This window comes from Janthinobacterium sp. C22, assembly GCF_057919405.1.
In genome coordinates, this window is the sequence record NZ_CP193659.1 from 2,637,651 (window position 1) to 2,663,491 (window position 25,841).

The window sequence follows — 25,841 nt, forward strand, 5'->3', positions numbered from 1 at the left end:
TCAGGTCGCGACCGGCACACAAGGCCATCCGCGACAAGACGCGCTTTCATTTGTAGGCAGTTTGTTCTAACCCGCGCCACAAGCGCGAGCGGTTCGTACAGGCGCCACAGAAACTCCAGCCAAACGAGTTGCGTTAAGCGTTGTTTTGTAAGGTATCTATGGGTGCCCAAAGAAATTGCGTGACCGCATGAAAAGGGAAGCAGGAGCACTGTTGCGTTAGGCGTACCTCGTCAGGAAAGAACATCCGATCAATCTCCAATGGACCTTGAAAGGAATGTTTCATGAATACCGAAGCAGCAGCAGGACCCATTACCGGCGCAGAAATAGTCGTGCGCTGTCTGGCTGAAGAGGGCGTCGAGCACGTCTTTGGATACCCGGGCGGAGCCGTACTCTACATCTACGACGCCATCTTCCAGCAAAACAAATTCCAGCATATCCTGGTACGCCACGAGCAGGCCGCGATCCACGCCGCCGATGCCTATTCGCGCAGCTCGAACAAGGTCGGTGTCGCCATCGTCACGTCCGGTCCGGGCGTCACGAATGCCGTCACGGGCCTGTCGACCGCCTACATGGACTCGATTCCCATGGTCGTGATCTCCGGCCAGGTGCCGAGCCACGCCATCGGGCAGGATGCGTTCCAGGAATGCGACACGGTCGGCATCACGCGCCCCGTCGTCAAACACAACTTCCTCGTCAAGGACGTCAAGGACCTGGCAGCGACGATCAAGAAAGCCTTCTTCATCGCCCGTACCGGCCGTCCGGGACCCGTGCTGGTCGATATCCCCAAGGATATCAGCATGCACAAATGCAACTTTGACTATCCGAAGGAAGTCGAGATGCGTTCCTACCGTCCCGTCGACAAGGGCCATTCGGGCCAGATCCGCAAGGCCGTGCAGCTGCTGCTGCAAGCCGAACGCCCGATGATCTACACGGGCGGCGGCGTCATCCTGGCAAATGCCTCGGCCGAGCTGAACAAGCTGGTCGACCGCCTGGGTTTCCCGTGCACCAACACCTTGATGGGTCTGGGCGGCTACCGCGCCTCGAGCGAGCAGTATGTCGGCATGCCCGGCATGCACGGCACCTATGAAGCGAACATGGCGATGCAGAACTGCGACGTCCTGATCGCCATCGGCGCCCGTTTCGATGACCGCGTGATCGGCAACCCGAAACATTTCGCCTCGCATCCGCGCAAGATCATCCACGTGGACATCGATCCATCGTCGATTTCCAAGCGCGTCAAGGTCGATATCCCCATTGTCGGCAACGTCAAGGATGTGCTGATCGAGTTCCTCGCGCAACTCGACGCGGCCGAAGCCAAGCCGAACGTCAATGCCTTGAGCAACTGGTGGAAGCAGATCGCCGAATGGCGTGGCCGCGAATGCCTGAAATATCCAACGTCCGACCTGGTCATCAAGCCGCAAGCGGTGGTCGAGAAAGTGTTCCAGATCACCAAGGGCGACGCTTTCATCACGTCCGACGTGGGTCAGCACCAGATGTGGGCCGCGCAATATTATGGTTTCGACAAGCCGCGCCGCTGGATCAATTCCGGCGGCCTGGGCACCATGGGTGTCGGCTTGCCGTACGCCATGGGCGTGCAGATGGCCAATCCGGACGCCACCGTCGCTTGTATTACCGGCGAAGGCTCGATCCAGATGTGCATCCAGGAGCTCGCCACGTGCAAGCAATACCACCTGACGCCAAAGATCATCATGCTCAACAACCGTTTCCTCGGCATGGTGCGCCAGTGGCAGGAAATCGATTACGGTTCGCGCTACTCCGAGTCGTACATGGATTCGCTGCCCGACTTCGAGAAGCTGGCGGAAGCATACGGCCACGTGGGCATGAAAATTGAAAAACCGGGCGACGTCGACGGCGCCCTGAAAGAGGCGTTTGGCATGAAAGACAGGCTGGTATTCATGAACTTCATTACCGACCAGTCTGAAAACGTGTGGCCAATGGTGAAAGCCGGCAAGGGCCTGTCCGAAATGATGCTCGGTTCGGAGGATCTCTAATATGCGCCATATTATTTCTGTCTTGCTGGAAAACGAAGCGGGCGCCCTGTCGCGCGTGGTGGGCCTGTTCTCGGCACGCGGCTACAACATCGAAACATTGACGGTGGCGCCGACGGAAGACTCGACCCTGTCGCGCATGACCATCGTCACCAGCGGTTCGGATGACATCATCGAGCAGATCACCAAGCACCTCAACCGCCTCATCGAGGTAGTCAAGGTGGTGGACCTGACCGAAGGCCAGCATATCGAACGCGAGTTGATGCTGATCAAGGTCCGTGCCGTGGGCAAGGAGCGCGAGGAAATGAAGCGCACCGCCGATATCTTCCGTGGCCGCATCATCGATGTCACGGAAAAGACGTACACGATCGAACTGACCGGCAACAAGGTCAAGCTCGACGCGTTCATCGATTCGATCGACCGCGCCGCCATCCTGGAAACCGTCCGCACGGGCGGTTCCGGCATCGGCCGCGGCGAACGCATCCTCAAAGTATAAAAATATAAGTAGCACTACGCGGCCCGCGGGCCGCATTTAAAACAACAACGCATCATCAAATTATAGGAAATACCATGAAAGTTTTTTACGACAAAGACGCTGACCTCTCCTTGATCAAAGGCAAAAACGTCGCCATCATCGGCTACGGTTCGCAAGGCCACGCGCACGCGCAAAACCTGAACGATTCGGGCGTCAACGTCACCGTCGGCCTGCGCAAGGGCGGCGCTTCGTGGACCAAGGTCGAGCAAGCGGGCCTGAAAGTGGCGGAAGTCAACGACGCCGTGAAAGCGGCCGACGTCATCATGATCTTGCTGCCGGATGAAAACATCGCCCAGGTCTACAACGAAAACATCGCGCCGTTCGCCAAGCAAGGCGCCGTGCTGGCCTTCGCCCACGGCTTCAACGTGCATTACGGTCAAGTCGTGCCACGCGCCGACCTGGACGTGATCATGGTCGCGCCGAAAGCGCCGGGCCACACCGTGCGCGCCACCTACACCCAGGGCGGCGGCGTGCCCCACCTGATCGCCGTGTACCAGGACAAATCGGGCATCGCCCGCGACATCGCCCTGTCGTACGCCTCGGCCAACGGCGGCGGCCGTGCCGGCATCATCGAAACGAATTTCCGTGAAGAAACCGAAACCGACTTGTTCGGCGAACAGGCCGTGCTGTGCGGCGGCGCCGTGGAACTGATCAAGGCCGGTTTCGAGACCCTGACGGAAGCGGGCTACGCGCCTGAAATGGCGTACTTCGAGTGCCTGCACGAATTGAAGCTGATCGTCGACCTGATCTATGAAGGCGGCATCGCCAACATGAACTACTCGATCTCGAACAACGCCGAATACGGCGAATACGTGACCGGTCCTAAGGTCGTGACGTCGGCCACCAAGGATGCGATGCGTCAATGCCTGAAAGACATTCAAACGGGCGAATACGCGAAGAGCTTCATCCTGGAAAACAAGGCAGGCGCACCGACCCTGATCTCGCGCCGCCGTCTGACGTCCGAGCACCAGATCGAAGAAGTGGGCGCGAAACTGCGCGCCATGATGCCTTGGATCGCGAAGAACAAGATGGTCGACCAGTCGAAGAACTAAGCATTTACCGTTCTTTACAGGAAGCCGGCGCAAGCCGGCTTTTTTATGTGCAGGCGTTTGGCCGCCAACATCCGTTACAATCAGGCCCATTCAACCATACCGTCAGCACCATGCTTGTTTTTTCTAAAGTTTTTGTAGGGAATCTTCATGCGGTCAAGCGCCCCATCTCGGTTGCCATCAGCTGCTGGTTTCTGATCCTCAGCTCGTTGTTATCGCTGGCCTCGGCTTACCTTGGCCGCAACGATCCCGCCATGCTGGCCGGGATGACACACGGCGCGATTCCCGTCGAGGCGCAATACGTGATGATGCTCTTCAGCCTGGGCCTGACCCTGGTGACAGCCCTGGCCATGCTGCAAAGGCAGCGTGGCGCGCGCACCGTCTATCTGGTGTGGGGCGTGATCGACATTGCGTTCTGTCTGGCGACCTTGCCGCTGAAGATGAACGTCTTGCCTGGTGCGCTCATGTTGGCCGTCACCTGCGCCTTCCTGTACAGTCCGAAATCGAATGCCTGGTTTTCGCCGCGCAAGGCGGCCAATGATGCCTGCATGACGCCAGCTTGAGGTGCGCACGCTTTTGCTGCGTTTGCTTTACAATTCCGCCCTTCCTTTGCAGTTTCCTGTGGACTGCATCTGTTTCGGTATCTGCCGACCGCAACGCGCATCACCGCTTTTGTAGCACGCCAGGCGCTGGTTGATCAGCCGCTTGCGCAATCTGAAGGACCCCTATGACCGACCGCATCACCGCCGCAGTGCCCATGCCGGGCACTGCCGAATCTTCCATTTCCGAACGGCTTCCCGTGCTGGCCTTGCTGGCCCTGGCCATGACGGCGTTTCTCGCCCTCCTGTCGGAAACCTTGCCGGCCGGCTTGCTGCCGCAGATTGCCAAGGACCTCAATATTTCCGAAGTCATGACGGGCCAGCTGGTCACCGTGTACGCCATCGGTTCCATATTGACGGCGATTCCCCTGACGGCGCTGACGAGCAGCTGGCGCCGGCGCAATGTCCTGTTGCTGGCCATCATCGGCTTTTTGATCTTCAATACGGCGACGGCCCTGGCGCCCAACTACCTCGTCGCCCTGGTGTCGCGCTTCGTGACGGGCATGGCCGCCGGTCTGGCCTGGGGCTTGATGGCCGGTTACGCGCGCCGCATGGTGTCCGTCGAGCAGCAGGGCAGGGCGATGGCCATCGCCATGATCGGCACGCCGCTGGCCCTGTCGCTGGGCGTGCCGCTGGGCACCCTGATGGGCGGCGTGCTGGGCTGGCGCAGCATCTTCGGCATCATGTCCGGCCTGGCCGTGGTGCTGGTCGCGTGGGTGTTGCTGGCCGTGCCCGATTATCCGGGGCAAAAGCAGGGCGAACGCCTGTCGATCCGCCAGGTGTTCATGACGCCGGGCGTGCGGCCGATTCTGGCGGTGATCGTCGCCTGGATGCTGGCGCATAACATTTTATATACGTATATCGCGCCGTTCCTGGCGCCGTCCGGCTTGCGCCCCCGCGTCGACCTGGTACTGCTCGTGTATGGCGTGGGCTCCTTGGCCGGCATCTGGCTGGTCAGCCAGCTGATCGACCGCTGGCTGCGCCCGCTCGTGCTGGGCTGCATCGCCGCCTTTGCCTTCGTGATGGTGGCGCTGGGCCTGGCGATGGACTCGCCCGCCGTGATCTATGTCAGCATGGCCATCTGGGGCATCACCTTTGGCGGCGCCGGCACCTTGCTGCAGACGGCGTCGGCGGACGCGGCCGGTGACGGCATGGACGTGGCGCAAGCGATGGTGGCGACCATCTGGAACGTGGCCATCGCGGGCGGCGGCCTGGCGGGCGGCATGCTGCTCGACGGCTATGGCGCGGCGTCGTTCCCGTGGGCCATGCTGGCCTTGCTGCTGGTGGCGTTGACCATCGCCTGGTGCGCGCACCGCCACAGTTTCAAGCCGGGCCGGCGCAGCGGCGGCGCGGTGCTGGGTCACTAATAACATTGTTATTTGAAATGGCAGTGTGTTGAAATGTGAGCAGATGTGACTGCCAAGCACATTTTGTGACGATTTGTTAATTTGCGCCACAGGAATGAATGAGGCGTTAGAATCTACACAGTTTGACAAGTTTCTCAGGCGAAAGGGATGGCAAAAGCCTCCCCTTCGCGGGCTGTCAGCCACATTAACTACCTAGGAGTACCCCATGACCGTGATGAAATCCGTCCTTGTTGCCGCCGCAGCCACCGTTGCCCTGAGCGCGCAAGCCCACGCACAAGCTCAAACCTTGCCGACTTCCGGCACCCTGGTGGTGGTCCCCGCATTTGGCGAAGTCAAGCATGTCAATGACCAGGTGGTCGCTACCCTGGCCGTCGAAGAACAGGACAAGGACAAGGCTGCCGCCGCGTCGAGAGTCAACCAGAAGATGAACAAGGGTATCGCCATCGTCAAGCAGGCCGATCCGTCGGCGGCCCTGAAATCGTACGGCTACTACACCTATCCCGTGTACCCGGAAGAGCGCCCATTGCCAGCCGGCGCCGTGGCCAAGCCGCGTTTGCCAACGGCCTGGCGCGTCGGCCAGTACCTGGAAGTGACGACGGCCAACCTGGCCTCCTTGCCAAAAACCGTGTCGGCGGCGCAAGGCGTGCTGACCCTGAATGGCTTGAATTTCGGCCTGAAGCCGGAAACCATCCGCTTGCTGGACGACCAGCGCATCGCCGCCACCTATAAAAACCTGAACGAGCGCGTGGCCGCCATCGCCAAGGCCATGGGCCGCAACGTCTCCGACGCCGTGCTCGATACGGTGGACTTCGAAGGTTCGGGCAACTACGCCACGGAAAGCCGTCCTGCCGCCGCGCCGATGATGATGCGTAGCGCCAAGATGGCCGAAGACAGCACCGTCGCCGAACCGAGCTTCGAGCCGGGCGAAACCACGCTCGACATGCGTGTCGTCGGCAAGGTCAAGTTCAAGTAAGCTGAAGTAAGCTGAAGTAAGCTGAAGTAAGCTGATCAATGCGGCGGGAAGATTGCCGCGTTAGCATGTTTTAAAAATCATGGGGCTGTTGGCCCCATGGTCGTTTTTGCCCCATTATTTTCAGGAGAACACCATGACCGTCATGAAATCGCTGCTGGCCGCAGCCGCCGCTGCCGTAGCCCTGGGCGCCCACGCCCAGACCTTGCCCACCGCCGGCACCCTCGTGGTGGTGCCGGCCAACGGCGAAGTGGTGCATGCGAACGACCAGGTGACCGTCACCCTGGCCATCGAAGAGCAGGACAAGGACAAGGCCGCCGCCGCCTCGCGCGTGAACCAGAAGATGAACCAGGGCACGGCCATCGTCAAGAAAGCCGACCCGCAAGCCGTGCTGAAGACCCAGGGCTATTACACGTATGCCGTGTACCCTGAAACGGCGCCCTTGCCGCCGGGCGTCTCCGCCAAGCCAAGGGTGCCGACGGGCTGGCGCGTGGGCCAGTACCTGCAGGTGACGACGACCAACCTGGCCGCCTTGCCGAAAACCGTTTCCGCAGCGCAAGGCGTGCTGACCCTGAACCGCCTGAATTTCGGCCTGGCACCCGCCACCGTGCGCAAGCTCGACGACCAGCGCATCGCCGCCGCGTACAAGAACCTCAATGAGCGCGTGGCCGCCATCGCCGGCGCCATGGGCCGCAACGTCAATGACGCCGTGATCGATACCATCGATTTCGAAGGTTCGGGCAACTATGCGCAGCGCGCCAACGTGGCAGGCGCGCGCGCCATGAGCGCCGATTCCATGGGCTATGGCGGCAGCCAGGTGGCCGAACCGAGCTTCGAACCGGGCGAAACGACCCTCAACATGGGCTTGGTGGCCAAGGTCAAGTTCAAATAAGGCTAGTATTGGTGTCAATATTGCCGGCTTGACGCCGCCGCGCTTTTCTTTGGCGGCGGCTCCTCTATAATGGCAACATCGGCAGGCGCACGCCGTGACAGTCTTGCGCCTGCCATCTGGCACCGAATCCCCTGCAGTACACAAGATATGGAACAACATGGCAAACTTCCCCCGTCGTAGAGGCAAGAACGGCACTCCCGCAGCATCCAAAGCGTCCCGCTTCAGTAAATTCGTGCGCCAGCCGGTGACCGATGGCACTGGCAAGAAAACCTTGCGCCGCCGCGGCATCTATCTGTTGCCGAACGCCTTCACGACGGCAGCCCTGTTTTGCGGCTTCTACGCCATCGTCATGGCCATGAACCAGAAGTTCGAACACGCGGCCTGGGCCATCTTCATCGCCATGATCCTCGACGGCCTAGATGGCCGCATCGCGCGCCTGACGAATACGCAGAGCGAATTCGGCGCCCAGTACGACAGCCTGTCCGACATGGTGTCGTTCGGCGCCGCGCCGGCGCTGGTGATCTACGAATGGTCGCTGCGCGGCATGGGTAAGCTGGGCTGGCTGGCCGCCTTCGTGTATTGCGCCGGCGCCGCCCTGCGCCTGGCCCGCTTCAACACGAACATCGCCGTGGTCGACAAGCGCTTCTTCCAGGGCTTGCCCAGCCCGGCGGCGGCCGCCATGGTGGCCGGTTTCATCCTGCTGATGAACGACCTGGAATTTGCCGGCAACCAGCTGGCCTGGGTGTCGTGGACGATCGCCCTGTTCTCCGGCCTGACCATGGTCACCAACGTGCCGTTCTACAGCTTCAAGGATGTGAATTTCCGCAAGTCCGTGCCTTTCATCGTGGTATTCCTGTTGGCATTGTTCTTCGCGCTCATTTCCATCGACCCGCCGAAAGTGCTGTTCCCGATTTTCGTCGCCTATGGCCTGTCCGGCTACGCCGTGTTTTTCTGGCGCATGGCGAAGGGCAAGCCCGTCAGCATCATCCAGACCGACCCCGAGCATTGATGCGCCGAGTCGGTAGCGTCGCCAGTCTTCAGCCAGCCAGGAGCAGCCATGAACACCAGCAACCGACTCATCATTTTTGACACCACCCTGCGCGACGGCGAGCAATCGCCGGGCGCTTCCATGACGCGCGAGGAAAAGCTGCGCATCGCCAAGCAGCTCGAGCGCATGAAGGTCGACGTGATCGAAGCGGGCTTTGCCGCCGCCTCGCAGGGCGACTTCGAGTCGATACGGGCGATTGCCGGCGCCGTGCGCGAATCGACCATCTGTTCGCTGTCGCGCGCCAACGACCGCGACATCGCCCGCGCCGCCGAAGCGCTGGCGCCAGCCGAACGCAAGCGCATCCACACCTTTATCGCCACCTCGCCGCTGCACATGCAGATGAAGCTGCGCATGACGCCCGAGGAAGTCTTGTTGCAGGCGCAGAACGCCGTGCGCTACGCGCGCCAGTTCACGGACGACATCGAATTCAGCCCCGAAGACGGCAGCCGCTCGGACGAGGATTTCCTCTGCCGCGTGCTGGAGGGCGTGATCGCCGAGGGCGCCACCACCATCAATTTCCCCGATACGGTGGGCTATGCCGTGCCTGAAATCTTCGGCAATACCATCAAGCGCTTGCGCGAACGCATACCGAACTCCGATAAAGCCATCTGGTCTGTCCATTGTCATAACGACCTGGGCCTGGCTGTGGCCAATTCGCTGGCCGGCGTCATGATCGGCGGCGCGCGGCAGATCGAGTGTACCGTCAATGGCCTGGGCGAGCGGGCCGGCAATACGGCGTTGGAAGAGGTGGTGATGGCGCTGCGCACGCGCGCCGCCTATTACAACCTGACGGTGGGTATCGATACGACGCAAATCGTGGCCGCCTCGAAAATGGTGTCGCAGATCACGGGCTTTGCCGTGCAGCCGAACAAGGCCGTCGTGGGCGCGAATGCCTTTGCGCACGCGTCCGGCATCCACCAGGACGGCATTTTAAAGGCGCGCGAGACGTATGAAATCATGCGCGCCGAAGACGTGGGCTGGACGGCCAACAAGATCGTCCTCGGTAAACTGTCGGGCCGCAACGCCTTCAAGCAGCGCCTGCACGAGCTGGGCATCGCGCTCGACTCCGAAGCAGAAGTCAACGCCGCCTTCCTGCGTTTCAAGGAGCTGGCGGACCGCAAATCCGAGATCTTCGACGAAGATATCATGGCCCTCGTCAGCGAGGAGCAGCAGGCGCAGGAGAGTGAGCACTACCGTTTCATTTCCCTGACGCAGCAATCGACGACGGGCGCCGTGCCCCATGCGCGCGTGGAATTTCTCGTCGGCGGCGAACAGCGCAGCTGCGAAGGGCGGGGCGACGGCCCCGTCGACGCCACCGTCAACGCCATCGAAAGCGCGGCCGCCAGCGGCGCGGAACTGGTCTTGTTCTCCGTCAATGCCATCAGCACGGGCACGCAGTCGCAGGGCGAAGTCACCATGCGCCTGTCGCGCGACGGGCGCATCGTCAACGGCGTGGGCGCCGACCCCGACATCATCGTCGCGTCGGCCAAGGCGTATTTGTCGGCGCTGAATAAATTACACGCGAAAGACGAGCGCATCGACCCGCAGCCGTAAGCCGGGGTCAGACCCGCCGGGTCTGACCCCAGAATTTGCATTTGGGATAGGCGCTAGTCTTGGTGCAAGACGCTCGTCACCAGAAAAAGCGGCGCTCTTCCTTGGCCGGATCGGGCCCGTTCATCATCATGCGCACGATGCCGTCGTGGTCGAAGTGCACGTGCATCATGGAATCCCACACGCCCGATTCCTTGTAGCGGTAGGACCAGACGTGGAGCTTGGGCAGCGGCAGGTAGGATGTTTCCGTCGGGCGCCCCAGGATGTGCAGCACGTCTTGCTGGGTCGATACGCCTACCTTGATGCGGGCAAAGCCTGGCGTGTCGAGCACCTGTTCGTAGGAAATCAACCTGTCGTCGGGACCGAAGCGGGCCATATATGTGTACTGGCCGTACGGCCCCGTCGCGTATTCGAGTTCCGGCCCCGTGGGCAGCTGATAGATATTCGTCGGACGGCCCAGGCGCGCTTCCACGGCGGCGCGCGGCTCACCCGGCTGCGGCGGCGGGACGTTCCAGCTGGCGCAGCCGGTCAGCGCGGCAAACAGCAGCGGCGTTGCTAATTTGAGCAGTTTTTTCATGTTTGACCTCCTGAAATGCAGGAAAACCCTATCATGCACCGAGAAAAGCGCGCACGGCAGGATACAGGCGGGCATTTTTCCGATATACTTGCGCGTCTGGTTGGAAGCCTAGGCCAGTATTTTAATAATCGTAGTTCACGGTGGATAGGGTTCAGACTCTGTGCACCGCATGTGAAAGGTTTATCATGACAGTAGAAAACATCAACAAAGCCGCTATCATCGCGGACAACGCACGTGGTCAAAACGACACCGGCTCCCCTGAAGTGCAAGTTGCACTGCTGACAGCTCGCATCAACGAACTGAACGGCCACTTCAAAGCCCACTCGAAAGATCACCACTCCCGCCGCGGCCTGATCATGATGGTCAACCGTCGTAAGAGCCTGTTGTCCTACCTGAAGGCTAAAGACGCTACCCGTTATCGCGACCTGATCGCTAAACTTGGTCTGCGCAAGTAATTTTTGCCGTACAAGGTTTATACAGAAATGCCTGCGCCAGTTCGCTGACGCGGGCATTTTGTCATTTGAATTCCGGATTTATGTCGAGAAGTACAGTATTCTCTACCGATATCATGTTTTAAAAGTAAAGTAGTAAAGGCGGCAACGGTGTTTCCGCCGCCTGTGGTGAGGTGAACGACAGCCCCTGAAAATCTGTCGGCAATTAGAAAAGGGATACCCCATGTTTAACAAAGTTACGAAAACCTTCCAGTACGGTCAACATCAAGTGACCCTGGAAACCGGCGAAATCGCTCGTCAGGCATCCGGCGCAGTGCTGGTGTCGATCGAAGATACCGTCGTTCTGGCAACGGTGGTGGCACGCAAAGATGCCAAGCCAGGCCAGGATTTCTTCCCTTTGACGGTTGATTATGTCGAGAAAACCTATGCTGCCGGTAAAATCCCGGGCGGTTTTTTCAAGCGCGAAGGCCGTCCTTCCGAAAAAGAAACACTGACATCGCGTCTGATCGACCGTCCTATCCGTCCGCTGTTCCCGGAAGGCTACCTGAATGAAGTGCAAGTCATCATTCACGTGCTGTCGGTCAACCCTGAAATCGATCCGGACATCGCCGCCATGATCGGCGCATCGGCCGCCCTGTGCGTGTCGGGCGTGCCTTTCAACGGTCCTATCGGCGCCGCGCGCGTCGGCTACGCCAACGGCCAGTACATCCTGAACCCGACCGTCCAGCAACTGAAAACGTCGGAAATGGACCTGGTTGTCGCCGGTACCGAAACGGCCGTGCTGATGGTCGAATCGGAAGCGAAACAGCTGTCCGAAGAAATCATGCTGGGCGCCGTGGTCTTCGGCCACGACCAGATGAAAGTCGTCATCGACGCGATTCACGACCTGGTGCGTGACGGCGGCAAGCCGGAAGTGGAATGGGCGCCTGCGCCGAAGAACGAAGCACTGATCGCCCGCGTCGCGCATTTCGCCAACGCCAAGATCAATGACGCGTATCAAACCAAGGACAAGCAGGAACGTACGGCCAAGCTGAAGGCGGCAACGTCGGAAGTGATCGCCGACCTGTCGGCCGAAGCGGCTGCCGCCGGCGGCGCGTCGATCGACAGCGCGGAAGTGAACAACATCCTGTTCGACATCGAAGCGAAAATCGTGCGTACGCAGATCCTGGATGGCGAGCCACGCATCGACGGCCGCGACACGCGCACCGTGCGTCCGATCTCGATCCGCACCAGCGTGCTGCCACGCACCCACGGTTCGGCCCTGTTCACGCGCGGCGAAACGCAGGCGCTGGTCGTGGCAACGTTGGGCACAGCCCGCGACAGCCAGAAGATCGACGCGCTGATGGGCGAGTTCACCGATTCGTTCATGCTGCATTACAACATGCCTCCGTTCGCCACCGGCGAAACGGGCCGTGTCGGTACGCCGAAACGCCGCGAAATCGGCCACGGCCGCCTGGCCAAGCGCGCGCTGATCGCCGCCCTGCCAGCCGCCGAAGAGTTCAGCTACTCGGTGCGCCTGGTATCGGAAATCACGGAATCGAACGGCTCCTCGTCGATGGCTTCCGTGTGCGGCGGCTGCCTGGCACTGATGGACGCCGGCGTGCCGATGAAAGAGCACGTGGCCGGTATCGCCATGGGCCTGATCAAGGAAGGCGGCAAGTTTGCCGTGCTGTCCGACATCCTGGGCGACGAAGATCACCTGGGCGACATGGACTTCAAGGTGGCCGGTACCCGCAACGGTATCACGGCGCTGCAGATGGACATCAAGATCATGGGCATCACCAAGGAAATCATGCAAGTGGCACTGGCGCAAGCCAAGGAAGGCCGTGAGCACATCCTGGGCGAAATGCAAAAAGCCATGCCGCACGTCAAAACCGAACTGTCCGATTTCGCACCGCGTCTGATCACCATCAAGATCAACCCGGAAAAAATCCGTGACGTGATCGGCAAGGGCGGCGCCGTGATCCGCGCGCTGACCGAAGAGACGGGCACCCAGATCGACATCAGCGACGAAGGCGTGGTCACCATCGCTTCCGTCGACGCGCAAGCCGGCCAGGAAGCCAAGCGCCGCATCGAAGAACTGACCGCTTCCGTCGAAGTGGGCAAGACCTACGAAGGCACCGTGCTGAAACTGCTGGACTTCGGCGCCATCGTGCAAGTCATGCCAGGCAAGGACGGCTTGCTGCACATCTCGCAGATCGCCAACGAGCGCGTCAACGCCGTTGCCGACTACCTGAAAGAAGGCCAGCTGGTGCGCGTCAAAGTGCTGGAAACGGACGACCGCGGCCGCTTGAAGCTGTCGATGAAAGCTGCAGAAGGCAACGAAGCGCCAGCCGCTTAAGTCAGACTGACTGCGGCCTCGGCCGCATGCTCAACAACCGCCGGTGCGCAAGCCCTGGCGGTTTTTTTATGCATATCGCTTGCGCTGTATCGAAGGTGTGTGCCGACGCATGCACCGGCCTTGATCCAGCGCGTATCGGCCGCCGTCGCGCCTTGTAGATTCGGAGTGGGACTTTCCCTCGAACGAGTCTTCCAAGGAGATGCAGCATGCGCACATTCTGCGGGCTGGCCGCCGCCTTTCTGCTTGCCGTCGCGCCCGGCGTCCGGGCACAGCTGGACAACGTACCCACGCCGGTGCCGTTGCCCATCCCCATCGCCGCCGCGTCCGCGTCCATGCCGGCGCAAGACCTTGACGCCTTGCGCGCCGTGCATGCGCGCGAAATCAATGACCTCAGCACGTTCAGGACGGCGGGCTTGCCGCGGGACGCAATCGACGCCTACCTCGAGAGCGGGCCGGGACAGCAGTTCCTGCGCGAGCTGCGCGCCGCCGATCCTGCCGCCTCGGCCGACACCATCTATGCGCGGGCGGTCGAGCAGCTCGCTTCCGGCAGCACCGTGCCCGACTTGCAAGCCATGTCAGCCGCATTGGTAAAAATCGTGCCGCATGGCCAGAATGTGTCGCCGTATTCGCCGTATTTCACTACCAGCGCGCAATTGCAGCTGGCTTCTGGCCGCTGCGCCACCCTGGCCGACTGTTTCGGCTTGCCCTTGAAGAGCGAGGCGCCGCTGTATGATGTGTATCAGATCATGCCCAAGGGCACCGTCAACGTATTCGTCAGCGAGGTGGCGCCGACGGAAGAGCTGGGCGGGCTGGTACGGCGCAAGGGTGGGGCGCAGCAGTATTTATTGCCCAACCGTAGTCTGTGGTCGGCACCCGTGCTGATCGGCACGATCAAGAATTGAGGAGAGATGATGGATCAGCAGCGTTTGCAAGCCCATGCCGCGGAACTGGAGCAGTTGCTGGCCCGCCTGGCGCCCGCCGACGGCGAGGTGGCCGACCTGCGCAGCGCGCTCGAGCCGCTGCTGGCCCTGGCTGGCAGCGGTGCCTTGAGCGCGCCGCTGCCGTGGGGCGATATCCCCGGCGGGCGCTATTTTACGGAAGGCGGCTTGCGCCGGTACCCCGAGCTGGAACAGGCATTTGCCCGCTTCCGCATCGAGGCGACGGGTGGCGAATCGCCGGCTCTGCGCAAGCTGCGCGGCGAGATATAGTTAATATTTTATTAATGTATAGTTAATATAAGGTATCAATTGTTGTTTATGGGTAATCGATAGTCGGTATTGCTTGACGACAAATTCTTATTCCCCGACCATGGCGCATCCCTCCCGATTTTCTCTTTTTTATTGGATGCACCATGTTGTCCTCCCTTAAGGCGCGGCTGATCGCCATCGCCGTTTCCATCGTCGTGCTGGCCATGCTGGCCGTCGCCATCGCCAATTTCTTCACCACGCGTTCAAGCACCCTGGCCGCGCTCGACACGCAGATGCTGCAGTTGTCGCACAGTCATGCGCAAGCCATCGCCGAATGGCTGCGTTCCAAGCAAGCCGTCGTGGGCTCGCTCAAGCAGGGCGCCACGGCGGCCGATCCGCTGCCGGCCCTGAAGGCGGCCGAGCAGGCAGGCACGTTCGACATGGCGTATATCGGCTTTGCCGACAAGCACGCCGTCTTCTCGCAGGAGCGCAAGCGCGCCGCCGACTACGATCCCACGGCGCGGCCCTGGTACAAGCTGGCGTCCGAAGTGGGCGGCCCCATCATTACGGCGCCGTATATCGGCGCCAGCACGGGCAAGCTGGTGGTGACGTTCGCCGAGCCGCTGGGCGGCAAGGGCAGCGTGACGGGCGTGATGGCGGCCGACGTGATGATGGATGCGGTGGTGCAAAACGTCGCCTCGATCAAGCCGACGGCGGCCAGCTATGCCTTCCTCGTCGATGGCGGCGGCAAGATCATCGCCCATCCGGACGGCAAGCTGACGCTGAAGCCGCTGGCCGAGCTCGATCCAGGCCTGAGCGCGCAGGCGCTGGCCGATATCGAAAAGAGCGGCGACGGCGCCGCCATCCGCCTGGACGGGCGCGACGGCATCTTGCATGTGAGTAAGGTTCCAGGCAGCGACTGGCTGCTGGCGACCGTGCTCGACCGTACGGAAGCGACGCAAGCCTTGAGCTCCATGCTGCGCGCCTCGGCACTGACGGCCTTGCTTGTGCTGGCCCTGGCCGCCACGGTACTGAGCGTGCTGGTGGCGCGCGCCTTGCGCCGCCTCGGCTTGGTGCGCGATGCGATGGAAGCGATCGCCACGGGTGACGGCGACCTGACCAGCCGCCTTGATGCGCAAGGCACGGACGAGCTGGCGCAGATCGCCAAGGCCTTTAACTTGTTCGTCGAAAAGATCGCCACCGTGCTGGTGCAGATCCGCAGCATCAGCACCCTGGTGCGAAGCGAGTCGGCCGATATTGCCGCCGGCAACGCCGACCTGTCCTCGCGCACGGAAGCGCAGGCGGGCGCGCTGGAAGAAACGGCCAGTTCGATGGATGAGCTGACCTCGACCGTCAAGCAGAACGCGGAAAACGCGCATGCGGCCAACGAATTGGCCGTGTCCGCTTCGGAAGTGGCGGCCAAGGGCGGGCGCGTGGTGCAGCAGGTGGTGGGCACCATGGCAGGCATCCAGGAAAGCTCGCGCAAGATCGTCGACATCATCGGCGTGATCGACGGCATCGCCTTCCAGACGAATATCCTGGCCCTGAACGCGGCCGTCGAGGCGGCGCGCGCGGGCGAGCAGGGCAGGGGCTTTGCCGTGGTGGCGTCCGAAGTGCGCAACCTGGCGCAACGCTCCGCTGGCGCGGCGAAGGAAATCAAGGAATTGATCGGCGACTCGGTGGAGAAGGTCGATGCGGGCGGCCGCCTCGTCGATGAGGCGGGTCAGACCATGGATCAGGTGGTGGCCTCGGTGCAGCAATTGACGACCATCATGAGCGAAATCACGGTGGCCAGCCGCGAACAGAGCGCCGGCATCGGCGAGATCAATACGGCCGTCACGCACATGGATACCATGACACAGCAGAATGCCGCCCTCGTCGAGCAGGCGGCGGCCGCGGCGGAAAGCCTGCAGGAGCAGGCCGTGGATCTGGCGCAAGCCGTCGGCATGTTCCGCCTGGGCGATGCCGGCCCTGCCGCCGCGCCCGCGCCCGTGACGCGCCTCAAGGCGAAGCCGGCTGCTCCGGCGCCACGCGCGCCGGCCCGCGCGCTGTCGCCGGTCAAGCCCGTCAAGGCGGCCAAGTCCGGCGCCGACGAGTGGGAAGAGTTTTAAGCTGCAAGCGTAGCGATCTGCGCGTTCATCCGCGTTTTTGTCAGGCCAGCCTGCCAAAAGCGCAGTTCGTCGCAATCGGCGTGCCGGCCGGGAGCGGTATGGCTATAGTGACACCATACCGCAAGCCCACTGCCAGACACCCGAGGAGAACAACATGAACGTCGCTAAAAACATGGAAATCATTGCCGTTGCCGCCGCCATCCTGCTCGGCGCCGGCTGTTACGCCATCGCTCCGGCCGCCCCGGCCCTGCAAGTGGCCAGTTCCACGGCCAGCCTGACCGCGCCAGCGAACAAGGCTGCCATGCAAGTGGTGGTGGTCAAGGCCAGGCGCCTGAGCGCCGCCGAGAAAGCCCGTTTCGCATAATCATTGCCAGTCATTTTCCGCGCTGCTAGAGTGCAAGGCGCGATGCAATGCCGGTCTCCCCAGGCGGACGACCAGATACATAAAAACAAGATACCGAGGATGCACTACATGAAAAAGATACTGCAACTGGCGCTGCTGTTCCTGGCGACACTGGGCCTGGTGCGCGGCGTGGCCGCCGAGACCCGCTTGCTGGAAATGCGCAACGTCGACGCCCGCGTGGTGCGCGTCAAGCTCGATGGCGTGATGGAAGTGCGCATTCGCCAGGGCAACGTGCCTTCGCTGAGCATCACTGCCGACAAGCGCTATATCGCCGATGTCAGCACGGCGCAAAGCGGTGACACGCTGCACATCGAAACGGAAGTGCGCGGCTTCAAGCTCGGCCCCACGTCGATCCGCGCCGACCTGGTCTTGCCGAACTTGCGCGAGCTGAGTTCGGAAGGCTTCGGCAGCACCGACATCACGGGTTTCAAGGGCGAGGAACTGACCCTGTCGCTGGAAGGGGCGGGCAGCATCAAGCTGGTGGGCGACTACCGCAAGCTCAATGCCAGCCTGGGCGGCGTGGGCAGCATGCAGCTCTGGATCGGCAACAATGAGCGCGCGGAGCTGGACTTGCAGGGCGCCGGTTCCGTGGTGCTGGGCGGACGCGGGCGCATGCTGAAGGCCAGCCTGGGCGGCCTGGGCAGCCTGAATGCGCAACAGTTCGAAGTCGATGCCGTCAACCTGGAATTGAGCGGCCTGGGCAATGCCACGGTGAATGCCCATACGAATGCCAAGCTGAACCTGAGCGGACTCGGTTCGGTGGTGGTGTACGGCAAGCCGGCCAACCGCGACGTCAGCGTCGAGGGCCTGGGCAAAGTTAGCTGGAAGTAAGGGGCTCCTGCCTTGGGCAGGATAGGAAAAGAAAAAGCAGTCAGACCACATCCCATTCCGATGAAAAAACTGATCATTACATTACTCATGCTGTTGACGATACAGCTACCCGCGCGGGCTGGCTTCGTCGAAGGCGCCAGCGCCTACAACAACAAGAATTACGCGCTGGCTTATAAGGAAATATTGCCCCTTGCGAAGACCGGCAATGCCGATGCCCAGCACTTGCTGGGCTTGATGTATTACATGGGACGGGGCTTGCCGCAGGATTACAAGCAAGCGATGTTCTGGCACCGCAAGGCGGCCGAGCAGGGCAAGGCCGACGCCCAGTACGTGGTGGGCGCCATGTATTACACGGGCAACGCCGTGCTGCAAGACCACAAGCAGGCCGTCAGCTGGTTCCGCAAGGCGGCCGAGCAGAACCATGCCGAGGCGCAGCAGGTGCTGGGCCTGATGTACCGCTATCACATGGGCGGCGTGCAGCAGGACAATGTCATCGCCTACATGCTGTGGAACCTGGCGGCCGCGAATGGCAACGCGAATGCGGCCGACCAGCGCGCCGCCGTGGTGCGCAAGATGACGCATGAGCAAGTCGAGGAAGGGCAGGCCCTGTCGGCGAAATGGAAGCCGGGCACGCCCTTGCCGCGCCAGTCGAAGACGGGCGGCGCTTAGGAGGGACCCTCCCTGCAAGGGTGGACGGCTTGGCGTACAATCGCCGTTTCCCCTTGAAAGAGTCCCGCCATGCGTGCAGTTGCCATCAGCCAGCCAGGTCCCGCCGACGTTTTGCAGATCGCCGAACGTCCCATGCCGCAATATAAGGCGGGCGAACTGCTGATCAAGGTGCACGCGGCCGGCATCAACCGCCCCGACGTGCTGCAGCGCCTGGGCAAATATGCGCCGCCAGCCGGCGCCTCGGACTTGCCTGGCCTGGAAGTGGCGGGCGAAGTCGTCGATGGCGACTTTGCCAATACCGGATTCAAGAAGGGCGACCTGGTCTGCGCGCTGGTGCAGGGCGGCGGCTATGCCGAATACTGCGCCGCACCCGCCGGCCAGTGCCTGCCCTTGCCCAAGGGCTTGACGGCGCTGGAAGGTGCGTCTTTGCCGGAAAACTTCTTTACCGTCTGGAGCAATGTGTTCGACCGCTGCGCGCTGGCGGACGGTGAAACGTTATTGGTGCAGGGCGGCACCTCGGGCATCGGCGTGGCGGCCATTCAATTGGCGGCCGCGCTCGGTCACCGCGTGTTTGCCACGGCCGGCAGCGACGAGAAGGCGCGCGCCTGCGAGGCGCTGGGCGCCGAACGGGGTATCAATTACCGCACGGAAGACTTCGTCGCCGTCGTCAAGGAATTGACCGCCGGTAAAGGCGTCGACGTCATCCTCGACATGGTGGGCGGCGACTACCTGCCGCGCGAAATCGATTGCCTGGCCGACGATGGCCGCATCGGCCTGATCGCCGTGCAGGGCGGCACCAGGGCGGAGCTGGACCTGGGTGCCTTGCTGCGCCGTCGCCTGACGGTGACAGGCTCCACCTTGCGTCCCCGTTCCGTCGCCTTCAAGGCGGCCATCGCGCACCACCTGCGCACGACCGTCTGGCCGCTGATCGAAGCGGGCAAGATCAAGCCCGTGATCCATCAAACTTTCCCGTTAGAAAAAGCCAACGAGGCGCATGCCTTGATGGAAGCGAGCACGCACGTGGGCAAGATCATGTTGCAAGTTGCCTGAAACGGGGCACTGCCTGTTTGACCGGCATCGGTGCCGGAGTTAGAATGACGGGTTATTAAGAATTTAGGCTACTATGCGTCGCAAACTCGTCGTCGGAAATTGGAAAATGAACGGCAGTCGCACCTCGAACGCGGTGTTATTGTCTGAAATAGTTGCTGGCTTGACCGCCTCTGGCGCCGCCAGCGCCGTCTGCGTGCCCGCGCCCTACCTGGCGCAGTGCCAGGCGCAATTGGCGGGCACGGCGCTCGGCTGGGGTGCGCAGGATGTTTCCGCGCATGCCAGCGGCGCCTACACGGGCGAAATCTCGGTCGCCATGCTGCAGGATTTCGGCTGCGGCTATGTGGTGATCGGGCATTCCGAGCGCCGCGCCTACCACGGCGAGACCGATGCGCAGGTGGCGGCCAAGACGGTTGCCGCGCTGGCGGCGGGCATCGTGCCTATCGTCTGCATCGGCGAGACCCTGGCGCAGCGCGAAGCGGGCCAGACCAATGCCGTGGTGGAGCAGCAACTGGGCGCCGTGCTGGCGGCGATTTCCGCCGACGACGTGGCGAAACTGGTGCTGGCCTATGAGCCGGTCTGGGCCATCGGCACGGGCAAGACGGCCACGCCGCAAATGGCGCAGGACGTGCATCAGGTATTGCGCGCCCAGCTGGCAGAAAAGAATGCGGTAGCGGCCGCCGGCGTGCAGATCCTGTACGGCGGCAGCATGAAGCCGGAGAACGCAAAAGAATTGATGGCGATGCCGGATATCGATGGCGGTCTGATCGGTGGAGCAGCATTGAAGGCGGCGGATTTCCTGGCGATTATTCACGCCGCCGATTGAATTAATTTAAACTGAGAATGGAATTGCAATGAACATGATGTTCAATCTGGTAGTGGTAGTACAGGTTATTTCGGCATTGTCGATTATCGCGCTGGTGTTGCTGCAGCACGGCAAGGGCGCCGATATGGGCGCCGCCTTCGGTTCGGGCGCCTCGGGCAGCCTGTTCGGTGCGACGGGTTCGTCGAACTTCATGTCGAAATCGACGGGCGTCGCCGCCGCGATCTTCTTCGGCGCCACGCTGGCCCTGTCGCTGATGGCCAATCAGCGCGCCACCACGGTGGGCGGCGGCGTGATGGACAAGGTCGTCAAGCCGGTGCCGGTCACGGGCGCGGGCGCGATCCCGACGACGGTGCCTGCGGCAGCTCCGGCAGCCAGCGCTCCGGCAGCGGCGGCACCGGTCGCCAGCACCCCGGCCGGCGCGATTCCGAAGTAATTCTGCAGGAACTCGATGCCTCATCGAGAGTAATTCTCATTACGGGCAGATTATTGCTCAATGTTTTAGCAGCGCGGCAGGAAAAAATCGTGACGCGCTGGAAGATGTAAAAATTTATCGTTTTTATCTGTGTTTTGATGCATTTGTGCATTAACTTTAGCGCCAAAGCAGAGTAGAATACGGGCCTTACCGCCGACGTGGTGAAATTGGTAGACACGCTATCTTGAGGGGGTAGTGGCGCAAGCTGTACGAGTTCGAGTCTCGTCGTCGGCACCAGAAATCAGAAGCCAGCAACGGCGCACGAGCCATGGCTCGTACAAAGTTGCTGGCTTTTTTACGAGGATGTGTCGTTCGATCCTGGTCTTAGCTTTGATTGGGGTCGTGCGTTAGATACGCTGCAAATGATCGCAGCGTCCTCATTTAACCGATCGTTCAATATAAGCTCATCAATCGTGAACCTCGAAAATTACTTCCCCGTCCTGCTGTTCATTATTATCGGCCTCGGTGTCGGTATCGCTCCCCAGCTCCTGGGGCGCCTGTTAGGCCCTAACAAGCCTGACGCAGCAAAACTCTCCCCGTACGAATGTGGTTTTGAAGCATTCGAAGACGCGCGCATGAAATTCGATGTGCGCTACTATCTGGTCGCAATCCTGTTTATTTTGTTCGATCTGGAAACGGCATTCTTTTTCCCATGGGGCGTTGCAATGCGCGACCTGGGCTGGGCCGGTTTCGTCACGATGATGGTGTTCATCGCTGAATTCGTGGTCGGATTTTGGTACATTTGGAAGAAAGGTGCCCTTGACTGGGAATAAGCCATGGCTATTGAAGGCGTATTAAGCGAAGGTTTCATCACCACCTCGGCCGACAAGCTGATCAACTGGGCGCGCACCGGGTCTATGTTCCCGATGACGTTCGGTCTGGCCTGCTGTGCGGTCGAAATGATGCATGTGGGCGCAGCCCGCTACGATATGGACCGTTTCGGCGTCGTGTTTCGTCCGTCGCCGCGTCAGTCCGACGTCATGATCGTTGCCGGTACCCTGTGCAACAAGATGGCGCCGGCCCTGCGCAAGGTCTACGACCAGATGGCAGAGCCACGCTGGGTCATCTCGATGGGTTCCTGCGCCAATGGTGGCGGGTACTACCATTACTCCTATTCCGTGGTGCGCGGTTGCGACCGCATCGTGCCCGTCGACGTGTATGTGCCTGGCTGTCCTCCGACCGCTGAAGCCTTGCTGTACGGCATCATGCAGTTGCAGAACAAGATCAAGCGTACCAGCACGATCGCACGCTAACCGGGTCGCTTCAGATTATGACAACACATTTAGAAGTATTGCAAAACGCCCTCGGCACTGCCCTGGGCGATCGCGTTAGCACGACGGTTGCGCTGGGCGAAGTCACCTTGCAGGTCAAGGCCGAGGACTACCTGGCCGTAATGCAGACCCTGCGCGACGATCCGGCCCTGCATTTCGAGCAATTGATCGATCTGTGCGGCGTCGACTACTCGACCTATGGCGACGGCAGCTGGGATGGCCTGCGTTACGCGGCCGTGTCGCACTTGCTGTCGGTCAAGCACAACTGGCGCGTGCGCGTGCGCGTGTTCGCGCCGGACGACGACATGCCGCTGCTGCCCTCCGTGGTCGGCATCTGGCGCGCCGTCAACTGGTACGAGCGCGAAGCGTTCGACCTGCTGGGCATCCTCTTCGAAGGCCACAACGACTTGCGCCGCCTGCTGACCGACTACGGTTTCATCGGCCATCCGTTCCGCAAGGATTTCCCCGTCTCCGGCTATGTCGAGATGCGTTACGATCCGGAACAAAAGCGCGTGATTTACCAGCCCGTGACGATCGAGCCGCGGGAAAACGTGCCGCGCGTGATCCGCGAAGAACATTACGGGATGAAATAATGGCTGAGATTAAGAACTACACCCTGAACTTTGGGCCGCAGCATCCGGCCGCGCACGGTGTGCTGCGCCTGGTGCTGGAGATGGATGGCGAAGTCATCCAGCGCGCCGACCCGCATATCGGCCTGCTGCACCGCGCCACCGAAAAGCTGGCCGAACAGAAGACCTACCTGCAATCCGTGCCGTACATGGACCGTCTCGACTATGTGTCGATGATGTGCAATGAACACGCGTACGTGATGGCCATCGAAAAGATGCTGGGCCTGGAAGTGCCCCTGCGCGCGCAATACATTCGCGTCATGTTCGACGAGATGACGCGCATCCTGAACCACCTGATGTGGCTCGGCACCCACGCGCTGGACGTTGGCGCCATGGGCCCGTTCCTGTATTGCTTCCGCGACCGCGAAGACTTGTTCGACGCCTACGAGGCGGTATCGGGCGCGCGCATGCACGCGGCCTACTACCGTCCGGGCGGCGTGTACCGCGACCTGCCGGACGCGATGCCGCAGCACAAGGCCTCGATCATCCGCAACGCCAAGGCGATTTCCAAGCTGAATGAAAACCGCCAGGGTTCCCTGCTGGACTTCATCGAAGACTTCGCGCGTCGCTTCCCGAATTCCGTGGACGAGTACGAAACATTGCTGACCGACAACCGTATCTGGAAACAGCGTACCGTCGGCATCGGCGTGGTCTCGCCGGAAGATGCGCTGGCCATGGGCTTTACGGGCGCCATGCTGCGCGGCTCGGGCGTGCAGTGGGACTTGCGCAAGAAACAGCCGTACGAAGTGTACGACCTGATGGATTTCGACATTCCTATCGGCACCAACGGCGATTGCTACGACCGCTACCTGGTCCGCGTGGAAGAGCTGCGCCAGTCGAACCGCATCATCAAGCAATGCGTGGAGTGGCTGCGCAACAATGAAGGTCCTGTCATGACCAGCAACCGCAAGGTGGCGCCTCCGGGCCGCGTCGACATGAAGACCAACATGGAATCGCTGATTCACCACTTCAAGCTGTTCACGGAAGGTTTCCACGTGCCGCCAGGCGAGGCCTACAGCGCCGTGGAACATCCGAAGGGCGAGTTCGGCGTGTACCTGGTGTCCGATGGCGCCAACAAGCCGTACCGCATGAAACTGCGCGCGCCAGACTACGCCCACTTGCAGTCGCTCGACGAGATGGCGCGTGGGCACATGCTTGCCGACGCCGTGACCATCATCGGGACGCAAGATATCGTGTTCGGCAGTATTGACCGCTAAGAGGCAAAAAGTATGTTGTTATCAGAGCAATGCTATAAGAAAATTGACCGCGAGCTGGCCAAGTACCCGGCCGACCAGCGTCAGTCGGCCGTCATGGCCGCGCTGGCCCATGCCCAGGATGAACTGGGCTGGCTGGCGCCGGAAACCATGAAGGAACTGGCCGATTACATCGGCATGCCGGCGATTGCCGTGCAGGAAGTGGCCACGTTCTACAATATGTACAACGTGAAACCCGTGGGCAAGCACAAGATCACCGTGTGCACCAACCTGCCATGCGCCCTGTCGGGCGGCGTGCGCGCTGCAGAGTACCTGAAGCAGAAACTGGGTATCGATTTCCGCGAAACCACCGCAGACGGCCAGTTCACCCTGGTCGAAGGCGAGTGCATGGGTGCTTGCGGCGATGCGCCTGTCTTGCTGGTCAGTAATAAAACCATGTGCAGCTGGATGTCGAACGAGAAAATCGACGCCATGCTGGAGGAACTCAAGAAATGACGTCACTCCACAACCGCCATATCGATCCATTGATCCTGAAGGATCTGGATGGCAAGAACTGGCATTTGCAAGATTATGTGAACCGCGGCGGCTACAGCGCCCTGCGGCGTATCCTGGAAGAGAAAATCACGCCGGAACAGATCATCGCCGACCTCAAGGCGTCGTCCTTGCGCGGCCGTGGCGGCGCGGGTTTCCCTACCGGCTTGAAGTGGAGCTTCATGCCGCGCCAGTTCCCGGGTCAGAAATACCTCGTCTGCAATACAGATGAAGGCGAACCGGGCACTTTCAAGGACCGCGACATCATTCGTTACAATCCCCATGCCCTGATCGAAGGCATGGCCATTGGCGCTTATGCGATGGGCATCACCGTGGGCTACAACTATATCCACGGCGAGATCTTCCAGGAATACCTGCGTTTCGAAGAAGCGCTGGAAGAGGCGCGCGCCGCCGGTTTCCTGGGCGACAAGATCATGGGCAGCGAGTTCTCGTTCCAGTTGCATGCGCACCATGGTTATGGCGCCTACATCTGCGGCGAAGAAACGGCCCTGCTGGAATCGCTGGAAGGCAAGAAAGGCCAGCCGCGCTTCAAGCCGCCTTTCCCTGCCTCGTTCGGCCTGTACGGCAAGCCGACGACGATCAACAACACGGAAACCTTCGCGGCCGTGCCCTTCGTGCTGAACATCGGTCCAGAGAAATACCTGGCGATGGGCAAGCCGAACAACGGCGGTTCGAAGATCTTCTCGATCTCGGGCGACGTGGAAAAACCGGGCAACTACGAAGTGCCGCTCGGCACCCCGTTTGCGACCCTGCTGGAACTGGCAGGCGGCATGCGCGGTGGCAAAAAGATCAAGGCCGTGATTCCTGGCGGCTCGTCCGCGCCGGTGATCCGCGGCGACATCATGATGCAGACCGACCTGGACTATGACTCGATCGCGAAAGCCGGTTCGATGTTGGGTTCGGGCGCCGTCATCGTGATGGACGAAACACGCTGCATGGTGAAGGCGCTGGAACGCCTGTCCTACTTCTACTTTGAAGAATCGTGCGGCCAGTGTACGCCTTGCCGTGAAGGCACAGGCTGGATGTACCGCATGGTGCACCGCATCGAGCAGGGGCAGGGTCGTCCAGACGACCTGGACATGCTCAACTCGATCGCCGACAACATCCAGGGCCGCACCATTTGCGCGCTGGGCGATGCGGCTGCCATGCCGGTACGGGCCTTCATTAAGAATTTCCGTGAAGAATTTGAATATCATATCGAGCACAAGCATTGCTTAGTGCCCGCATATATCTAAGCTG

27 protein-coding genes and 1 tRNA gene are annotated in these 25,841 nt (G+C 61.2%); 27 read left to right on the plus strand and 1 reads right to left on the minus strand.

The annotated features are described in order from the left end of the window. The first annotated feature begins 281 nt into the window (after positions 1 to 281). From ACRHIG_RS12220 to ACRHIG_RS12260, 9 genes are all read left to right on the plus strand, one after another. Positions 282 to 2,012, plus strand: a complete 1,731-nt coding sequence (locus ACRHIG_RS12220) for an acetolactate synthase 3 catalytic subunit (RefSeq protein WP_489630301.1) — start codon at positions 282 to 284, stop codon at positions 2,010 to 2,012. Position 2,013: 1 nt separating this feature from the next. Beyond that, positions 2,014 to 2,505 carry an acetolactate synthase small subunit gene (gene ilvN, locus ACRHIG_RS12225; protein WP_010399754.1) on the plus strand — a complete coding sequence of 164 codons (492 nt, stop codon included), beginning with the start codon at positions 2,014 to 2,016 and terminating at the stop codon, positions 2,503 to 2,505. 74 nt (positions 2,506 to 2,579) lie between these two features. Next, on the plus strand, positions 2,580 to 3,596 hold the full coding sequence (gene ilvC / locus ACRHIG_RS12230; RefSeq protein ID WP_034750044.1) for a ketol-acid reductoisomerase: 1,017 nt from the start codon (positions 2,580 to 2,582) through the stop codon (positions 3,594 to 3,596). Then, on the plus strand, positions 3,554 to 4,156 hold the full coding sequence (locus ACRHIG_RS12235; RefSeq protein ID WP_489630302.1) for a hypothetical protein: 603 nt from the start codon (positions 3,554 to 3,556) through the stop codon (positions 4,154 to 4,156). Before ilvC ends, ACRHIG_RS12235 begins: the two co-directional genes overlap by 43 nt. A 164-nt stretch (positions 4,157 to 4,320) precedes the next feature. Next, a complete protein-coding gene (locus ACRHIG_RS12240; RefSeq protein WP_489630303.1) occupies positions 4,321 to 5,559 on the plus strand; it encodes an MFS transporter in 1,239 nt (412 codons plus the stop codon). 205 nt (positions 5,560 to 5,764) lie between these two features. Beyond that, a complete protein-coding gene (locus ACRHIG_RS12245) occupies positions 5,765 to 6,532 on the plus strand; it encodes an SIMPL domain-containing protein (RefSeq protein WP_489630304.1) in 768 nt (255 codons plus the stop codon). 133 nt (positions 6,533 to 6,665) lie between these two features. Beyond that, positions 6,666 to 7,421, plus strand: a complete 756-nt coding sequence (locus ACRHIG_RS12250) for an SIMPL domain-containing protein (protein WP_489630305.1) — start codon at positions 6,666 to 6,668, stop codon at positions 7,419 to 7,421. A gap of 157 nt (positions 7,422 to 7,578) precedes the next feature. Then, positions 7,579 to 8,430 (plus strand): CDP-diacylglycerol--serine O-phosphatidyltransferase, encoded by an 852-nt coding sequence (gene pssA, locus ACRHIG_RS12255; RefSeq protein WP_086136413.1) that lies wholly within the window; start codon positions 7,579 to 7,581, stop codon positions 8,428 to 8,430. A gap of 48 nt (positions 8,431 to 8,478) precedes the next feature. Further along, positions 8,479 to 10,023 (plus strand): 2-isopropylmalate synthase, encoded by a 1,545-nt coding sequence (locus tag ACRHIG_RS12260; protein ID WP_489630306.1) that lies wholly within the window; start codon positions 8,479 to 8,481, stop codon positions 10,021 to 10,023. Between the two features lie 76 nt (positions 10,024 to 10,099). Here the strand turns inward: ACRHIG_RS12260 and bamE are convergent, their stop codons facing one another. Then, a complete protein-coding gene (gene bamE / locus ACRHIG_RS12265) occupies positions 10,100 to 10,597 on the minus strand; it encodes an outer membrane protein assembly factor BamE domain-containing protein (RefSeq protein ID WP_489630307.1) in 498 nt (165 codons plus the stop codon). Positions 10,598 to 10,782: 185 nt separating this feature from the next. Here bamE and rpsO point away from each other — a divergent pair, with 185 nt between their 5' ends. From rpsO to nuoF, 18 genes are all read left to right on the plus strand, one after another. Next, positions 10,783 to 11,052 carry a 30S ribosomal protein S15 gene (rpsO, locus tag ACRHIG_RS12270; RefSeq protein ID WP_010399743.1) on the plus strand — a complete coding sequence of 90 codons (270 nt, stop codon included), beginning with the start codon at positions 10,783 to 10,785 and terminating at the stop codon, positions 11,050 to 11,052. A gap of 220 nt (positions 11,053 to 11,272) precedes the next feature. Next, positions 11,273 to 13,390, plus strand: coding sequence for a polyribonucleotide nucleotidyltransferase (pnp, locus tag ACRHIG_RS12275; RefSeq protein WP_071322777.1), 2,118 nt, complete (start codon positions 11,273 to 11,275; stop codon positions 13,388 to 13,390). A gap of 206 nt (positions 13,391 to 13,596) precedes the next feature. Next, the gene (locus tag ACRHIG_RS12280) at positions 13,597 to 14,292 is read left to right on the plus strand and encodes a hypothetical protein (protein WP_489630308.1); all 696 of its coding nucleotides are present in this window, start codon (positions 13,597 to 13,599) and stop codon (positions 14,290 to 14,292) included. 9 nt (positions 14,293 to 14,301) lie between these two features. After that, the gene (locus tag ACRHIG_RS12285) at positions 14,302 to 14,598 is read left to right on the plus strand and encodes a hypothetical protein (RefSeq protein WP_489630309.1); all 297 of its coding nucleotides are present in this window, start codon (positions 14,302 to 14,304) and stop codon (positions 14,596 to 14,598) included. Positions 14,599 to 14,741: 143 nt separating this feature from the next. Then, entirely contained in the window at positions 14,742 to 16,688 is a 1,947-nt protein-coding gene (locus ACRHIG_RS12290) for a methyl-accepting chemotaxis protein (RefSeq protein ID WP_489630310.1), read from the plus strand. A 154-nt stretch (positions 16,689 to 16,842) separates the two neighbouring features. Beyond that, a complete protein-coding gene (locus ACRHIG_RS12295; protein ID WP_489630311.1) occupies positions 16,843 to 17,052 on the plus strand; it encodes a hypothetical protein in 210 nt (69 codons plus the stop codon). Positions 17,053 to 17,160: 108 nt separating this feature from the next. Then, positions 17,161 to 17,922, plus strand: a complete 762-nt coding sequence (locus ACRHIG_RS12300) for a GIN domain-containing protein (RefSeq protein WP_475415388.1) — start codon at positions 17,161 to 17,163, stop codon at positions 17,920 to 17,922. Between the two features lie 60 nt (positions 17,923 to 17,982). Further along, positions 17,983 to 18,591 (plus strand): tetratricopeptide repeat protein, encoded by a 609-nt coding sequence (locus ACRHIG_RS12305; RefSeq protein ID WP_475415387.1) that lies wholly within the window; start codon positions 17,983 to 17,985, stop codon positions 18,589 to 18,591. 69 nt (positions 18,592 to 18,660) lie between these two features. After that, positions 18,661 to 19,641, plus strand: a complete 981-nt coding sequence (locus ACRHIG_RS12310; protein ID WP_489630312.1) for an NAD(P)H-quinone oxidoreductase — start codon at positions 18,661 to 18,663, stop codon at positions 19,639 to 19,641. A gap of 73 nt (positions 19,642 to 19,714) precedes the next feature. Further along, entirely contained in the window at positions 19,715 to 20,464 is a 750-nt protein-coding gene (gene tpiA / locus ACRHIG_RS12315) for a triose-phosphate isomerase (RefSeq protein WP_489630313.1), read from the plus strand. A 28-nt stretch (positions 20,465 to 20,492) separates the two neighbouring features. Then, positions 20,493 to 20,897 (plus strand): preprotein translocase subunit SecG, encoded by a 405-nt coding sequence (gene secG / locus ACRHIG_RS12320; RefSeq protein ID WP_034749996.1) that lies wholly within the window; start codon positions 20,493 to 20,495, stop codon positions 20,895 to 20,897. A 191-nt stretch (positions 20,898 to 21,088) separates the two neighbouring features. Then, positions 21,089 to 21,173: transfer RNA gene (locus ACRHIG_RS12325), tRNA-Leu, on the plus strand. A gap of 176 nt (positions 21,174 to 21,349) precedes the next feature. Further along, complete coding sequence (locus ACRHIG_RS12330; RefSeq protein ID WP_010399734.1) at positions 21,350 to 21,709, plus strand: NADH-quinone oxidoreductase subunit A; 360 nt, start codon at positions 21,350 to 21,352, stop codon at positions 21,707 to 21,709. Between the two features lie 3 nt (positions 21,710 to 21,712). After that, entirely contained in the window at positions 21,713 to 22,189 is a 477-nt protein-coding gene (locus ACRHIG_RS12335) for a NuoB/complex I 20 kDa subunit family protein (protein ID WP_010399733.1), read from the plus strand. A gap of 17 nt (positions 22,190 to 22,206) precedes the next feature. Then, positions 22,207 to 22,800 carry an NADH-quinone oxidoreductase subunit C gene (locus ACRHIG_RS12340; protein ID WP_489630314.1) on the plus strand — a complete coding sequence of 198 codons (594 nt, stop codon included), beginning with the start codon at positions 22,207 to 22,209 and terminating at the stop codon, positions 22,798 to 22,800. Beyond that, positions 22,800 to 24,053, plus strand: a complete 1,254-nt coding sequence (locus ACRHIG_RS12345; RefSeq protein ID WP_010399731.1) for an NADH-quinone oxidoreductase subunit D — start codon at positions 22,800 to 22,802, stop codon at positions 24,051 to 24,053. Before ACRHIG_RS12340 ends, ACRHIG_RS12345 begins: the two co-directional genes overlap by 1 nt. A 12-nt stretch (positions 24,054 to 24,065) precedes the next feature. Then, positions 24,066 to 24,545: an NADH-quinone oxidoreductase subunit NuoE gene (gene nuoE, locus ACRHIG_RS12350; protein ID WP_035820520.1), complete on the plus strand. Its 480-nt coding sequence runs from the start codon at positions 24,066 to 24,068 to the stop codon at positions 24,543 to 24,545. After that, the gene (gene nuoF, locus ACRHIG_RS12355) at positions 24,542 to 25,837 is read left to right on the plus strand and encodes an NADH-quinone oxidoreductase subunit NuoF (RefSeq protein ID WP_010399729.1); all 1,296 of its coding nucleotides are present in this window, start codon (positions 24,542 to 24,544) and stop codon (positions 25,835 to 25,837) included. Before nuoE ends, nuoF begins: the two co-directional genes overlap by 4 nt. Positions 25,838 to 25,841 lie beyond the last annotated feature (4 nt).

What these genes read in the sequence shown, in the direction of transcription:
- ACRHIG_RS12220 (WP_489630301.1), top strand. Translation starts at nt 282, where the DNA reads ATGAATACCGAAGCAGCAGCAGGACCCATTACCGGCGCAGAAATAGTC.
- ilvN (WP_010399754.1), top strand. Translation starts at nt 2,014, where the DNA reads ATGCGCCATATTATTTCTGTCTTGCTGGAAAACGAAGCGGGCGCCCTG.
- ilvC (WP_034750044.1), top strand. Translation starts at nt 2,580, where the DNA reads ATGAAAGTTTTTTACGACAAAGACGCTGACCTCTCCTTGATCAAAGGC.
- ACRHIG_RS12240 (WP_489630303.1), top strand. Translation starts at nt 4,321, where the DNA reads ATGACCGACCGCATCACCGCCGCAGTGCCCATGCCGGGCACTGCCGAA.
- ACRHIG_RS12245 (WP_489630304.1), top strand. Translation starts at nt 5,765, where the DNA reads ATGACCGTGATGAAATCCGTCCTTGTTGCCGCCGCAGCCACCGTTGCC.
- ACRHIG_RS12250 (WP_489630305.1), top strand. Translation starts at nt 6,666, where the DNA reads ATGACCGTCATGAAATCGCTGCTGGCCGCAGCCGCCGCTGCCGTAGCC.
- pssA (WP_086136413.1), top strand. Translation starts at nt 7,579, where the DNA reads ATGGCAAACTTCCCCCGTCGTAGAGGCAAGAACGGCACTCCCGCAGCA.
- ACRHIG_RS12260 (WP_489630306.1), top strand. Translation starts at nt 8,479, where the DNA reads ATGAACACCAGCAACCGACTCATCATTTTTGACACCACCCTGCGCGAC.
- bamE (WP_489630307.1), bottom strand. Translation starts at nt 10,597, where the DNA reads ATGAAAAAACTGCTCAAATTAGCAACGCCGCTGCTGTTTGCCGCGCTG.
- rpsO (WP_010399743.1), top strand. Translation starts at nt 10,783, where the DNA reads ATGACAGTAGAAAACATCAACAAAGCCGCTATCATCGCGGACAACGCA.
- pnp (WP_071322777.1), top strand. Translation starts at nt 11,273, where the DNA reads ATGTTTAACAAAGTTACGAAAACCTTCCAGTACGGTCAACATCAAGTG.
- ACRHIG_RS12280 (WP_489630308.1), top strand. Translation starts at nt 13,597, where the DNA reads ATGCGCACATTCTGCGGGCTGGCCGCCGCCTTTCTGCTTGCCGTCGCG.
- ACRHIG_RS12285 (WP_489630309.1), top strand. Translation starts at nt 14,302, where the DNA reads ATGGATCAGCAGCGTTTGCAAGCCCATGCCGCGGAACTGGAGCAGTTG.
- ACRHIG_RS12290 (WP_489630310.1), top strand. Translation starts at nt 14,742, where the DNA reads ATGTTGTCCTCCCTTAAGGCGCGGCTGATCGCCATCGCCGTTTCCATC.
- ACRHIG_RS12295 (WP_489630311.1), top strand. Translation starts at nt 16,843, where the DNA reads ATGAACGTCGCTAAAAACATGGAAATCATTGCCGTTGCCGCCGCCATC.
- ACRHIG_RS12300 (WP_475415388.1), top strand. Translation starts at nt 17,161, where the DNA reads ATGAAAAAGATACTGCAACTGGCGCTGCTGTTCCTGGCGACACTGGGC.
- ACRHIG_RS12305 (WP_475415387.1), top strand. Translation starts at nt 17,983, where the DNA reads ATGAAAAAACTGATCATTACATTACTCATGCTGTTGACGATACAGCTA.
- ACRHIG_RS12310 (WP_489630312.1), top strand. Translation starts at nt 18,661, where the DNA reads ATGCGTGCAGTTGCCATCAGCCAGCCAGGTCCCGCCGACGTTTTGCAG.
- tpiA (WP_489630313.1), top strand. Translation starts at nt 19,715, where the DNA reads ATGCGTCGCAAACTCGTCGTCGGAAATTGGAAAATGAACGGCAGTCGC.
- secG (WP_034749996.1), top strand. Translation starts at nt 20,493, where the DNA reads ATGAACATGATGTTCAATCTGGTAGTGGTAGTACAGGTTATTTCGGCA.
- ACRHIG_RS12335 (WP_010399733.1), top strand. Translation starts at nt 21,713, where the DNA reads ATGGCTATTGAAGGCGTATTAAGCGAAGGTTTCATCACCACCTCGGCC.
- ACRHIG_RS12340 (WP_489630314.1), top strand. Translation starts at nt 22,207, where the DNA reads ATGACAACACATTTAGAAGTATTGCAAAACGCCCTCGGCACTGCCCTG.
- ACRHIG_RS12345 (WP_010399731.1), top strand. Translation starts at nt 22,800, where the DNA reads ATGGCTGAGATTAAGAACTACACCCTGAACTTTGGGCCGCAGCATCCG.
- nuoE (WP_035820520.1), top strand. Translation starts at nt 24,066, where the DNA reads ATGTTGTTATCAGAGCAATGCTATAAGAAAATTGACCGCGAGCTGGCC.
- nuoF (WP_010399729.1), top strand. Translation starts at nt 24,542, where the DNA reads ATGACGTCACTCCACAACCGCCATATCGATCCATTGATCCTGAAGGAT.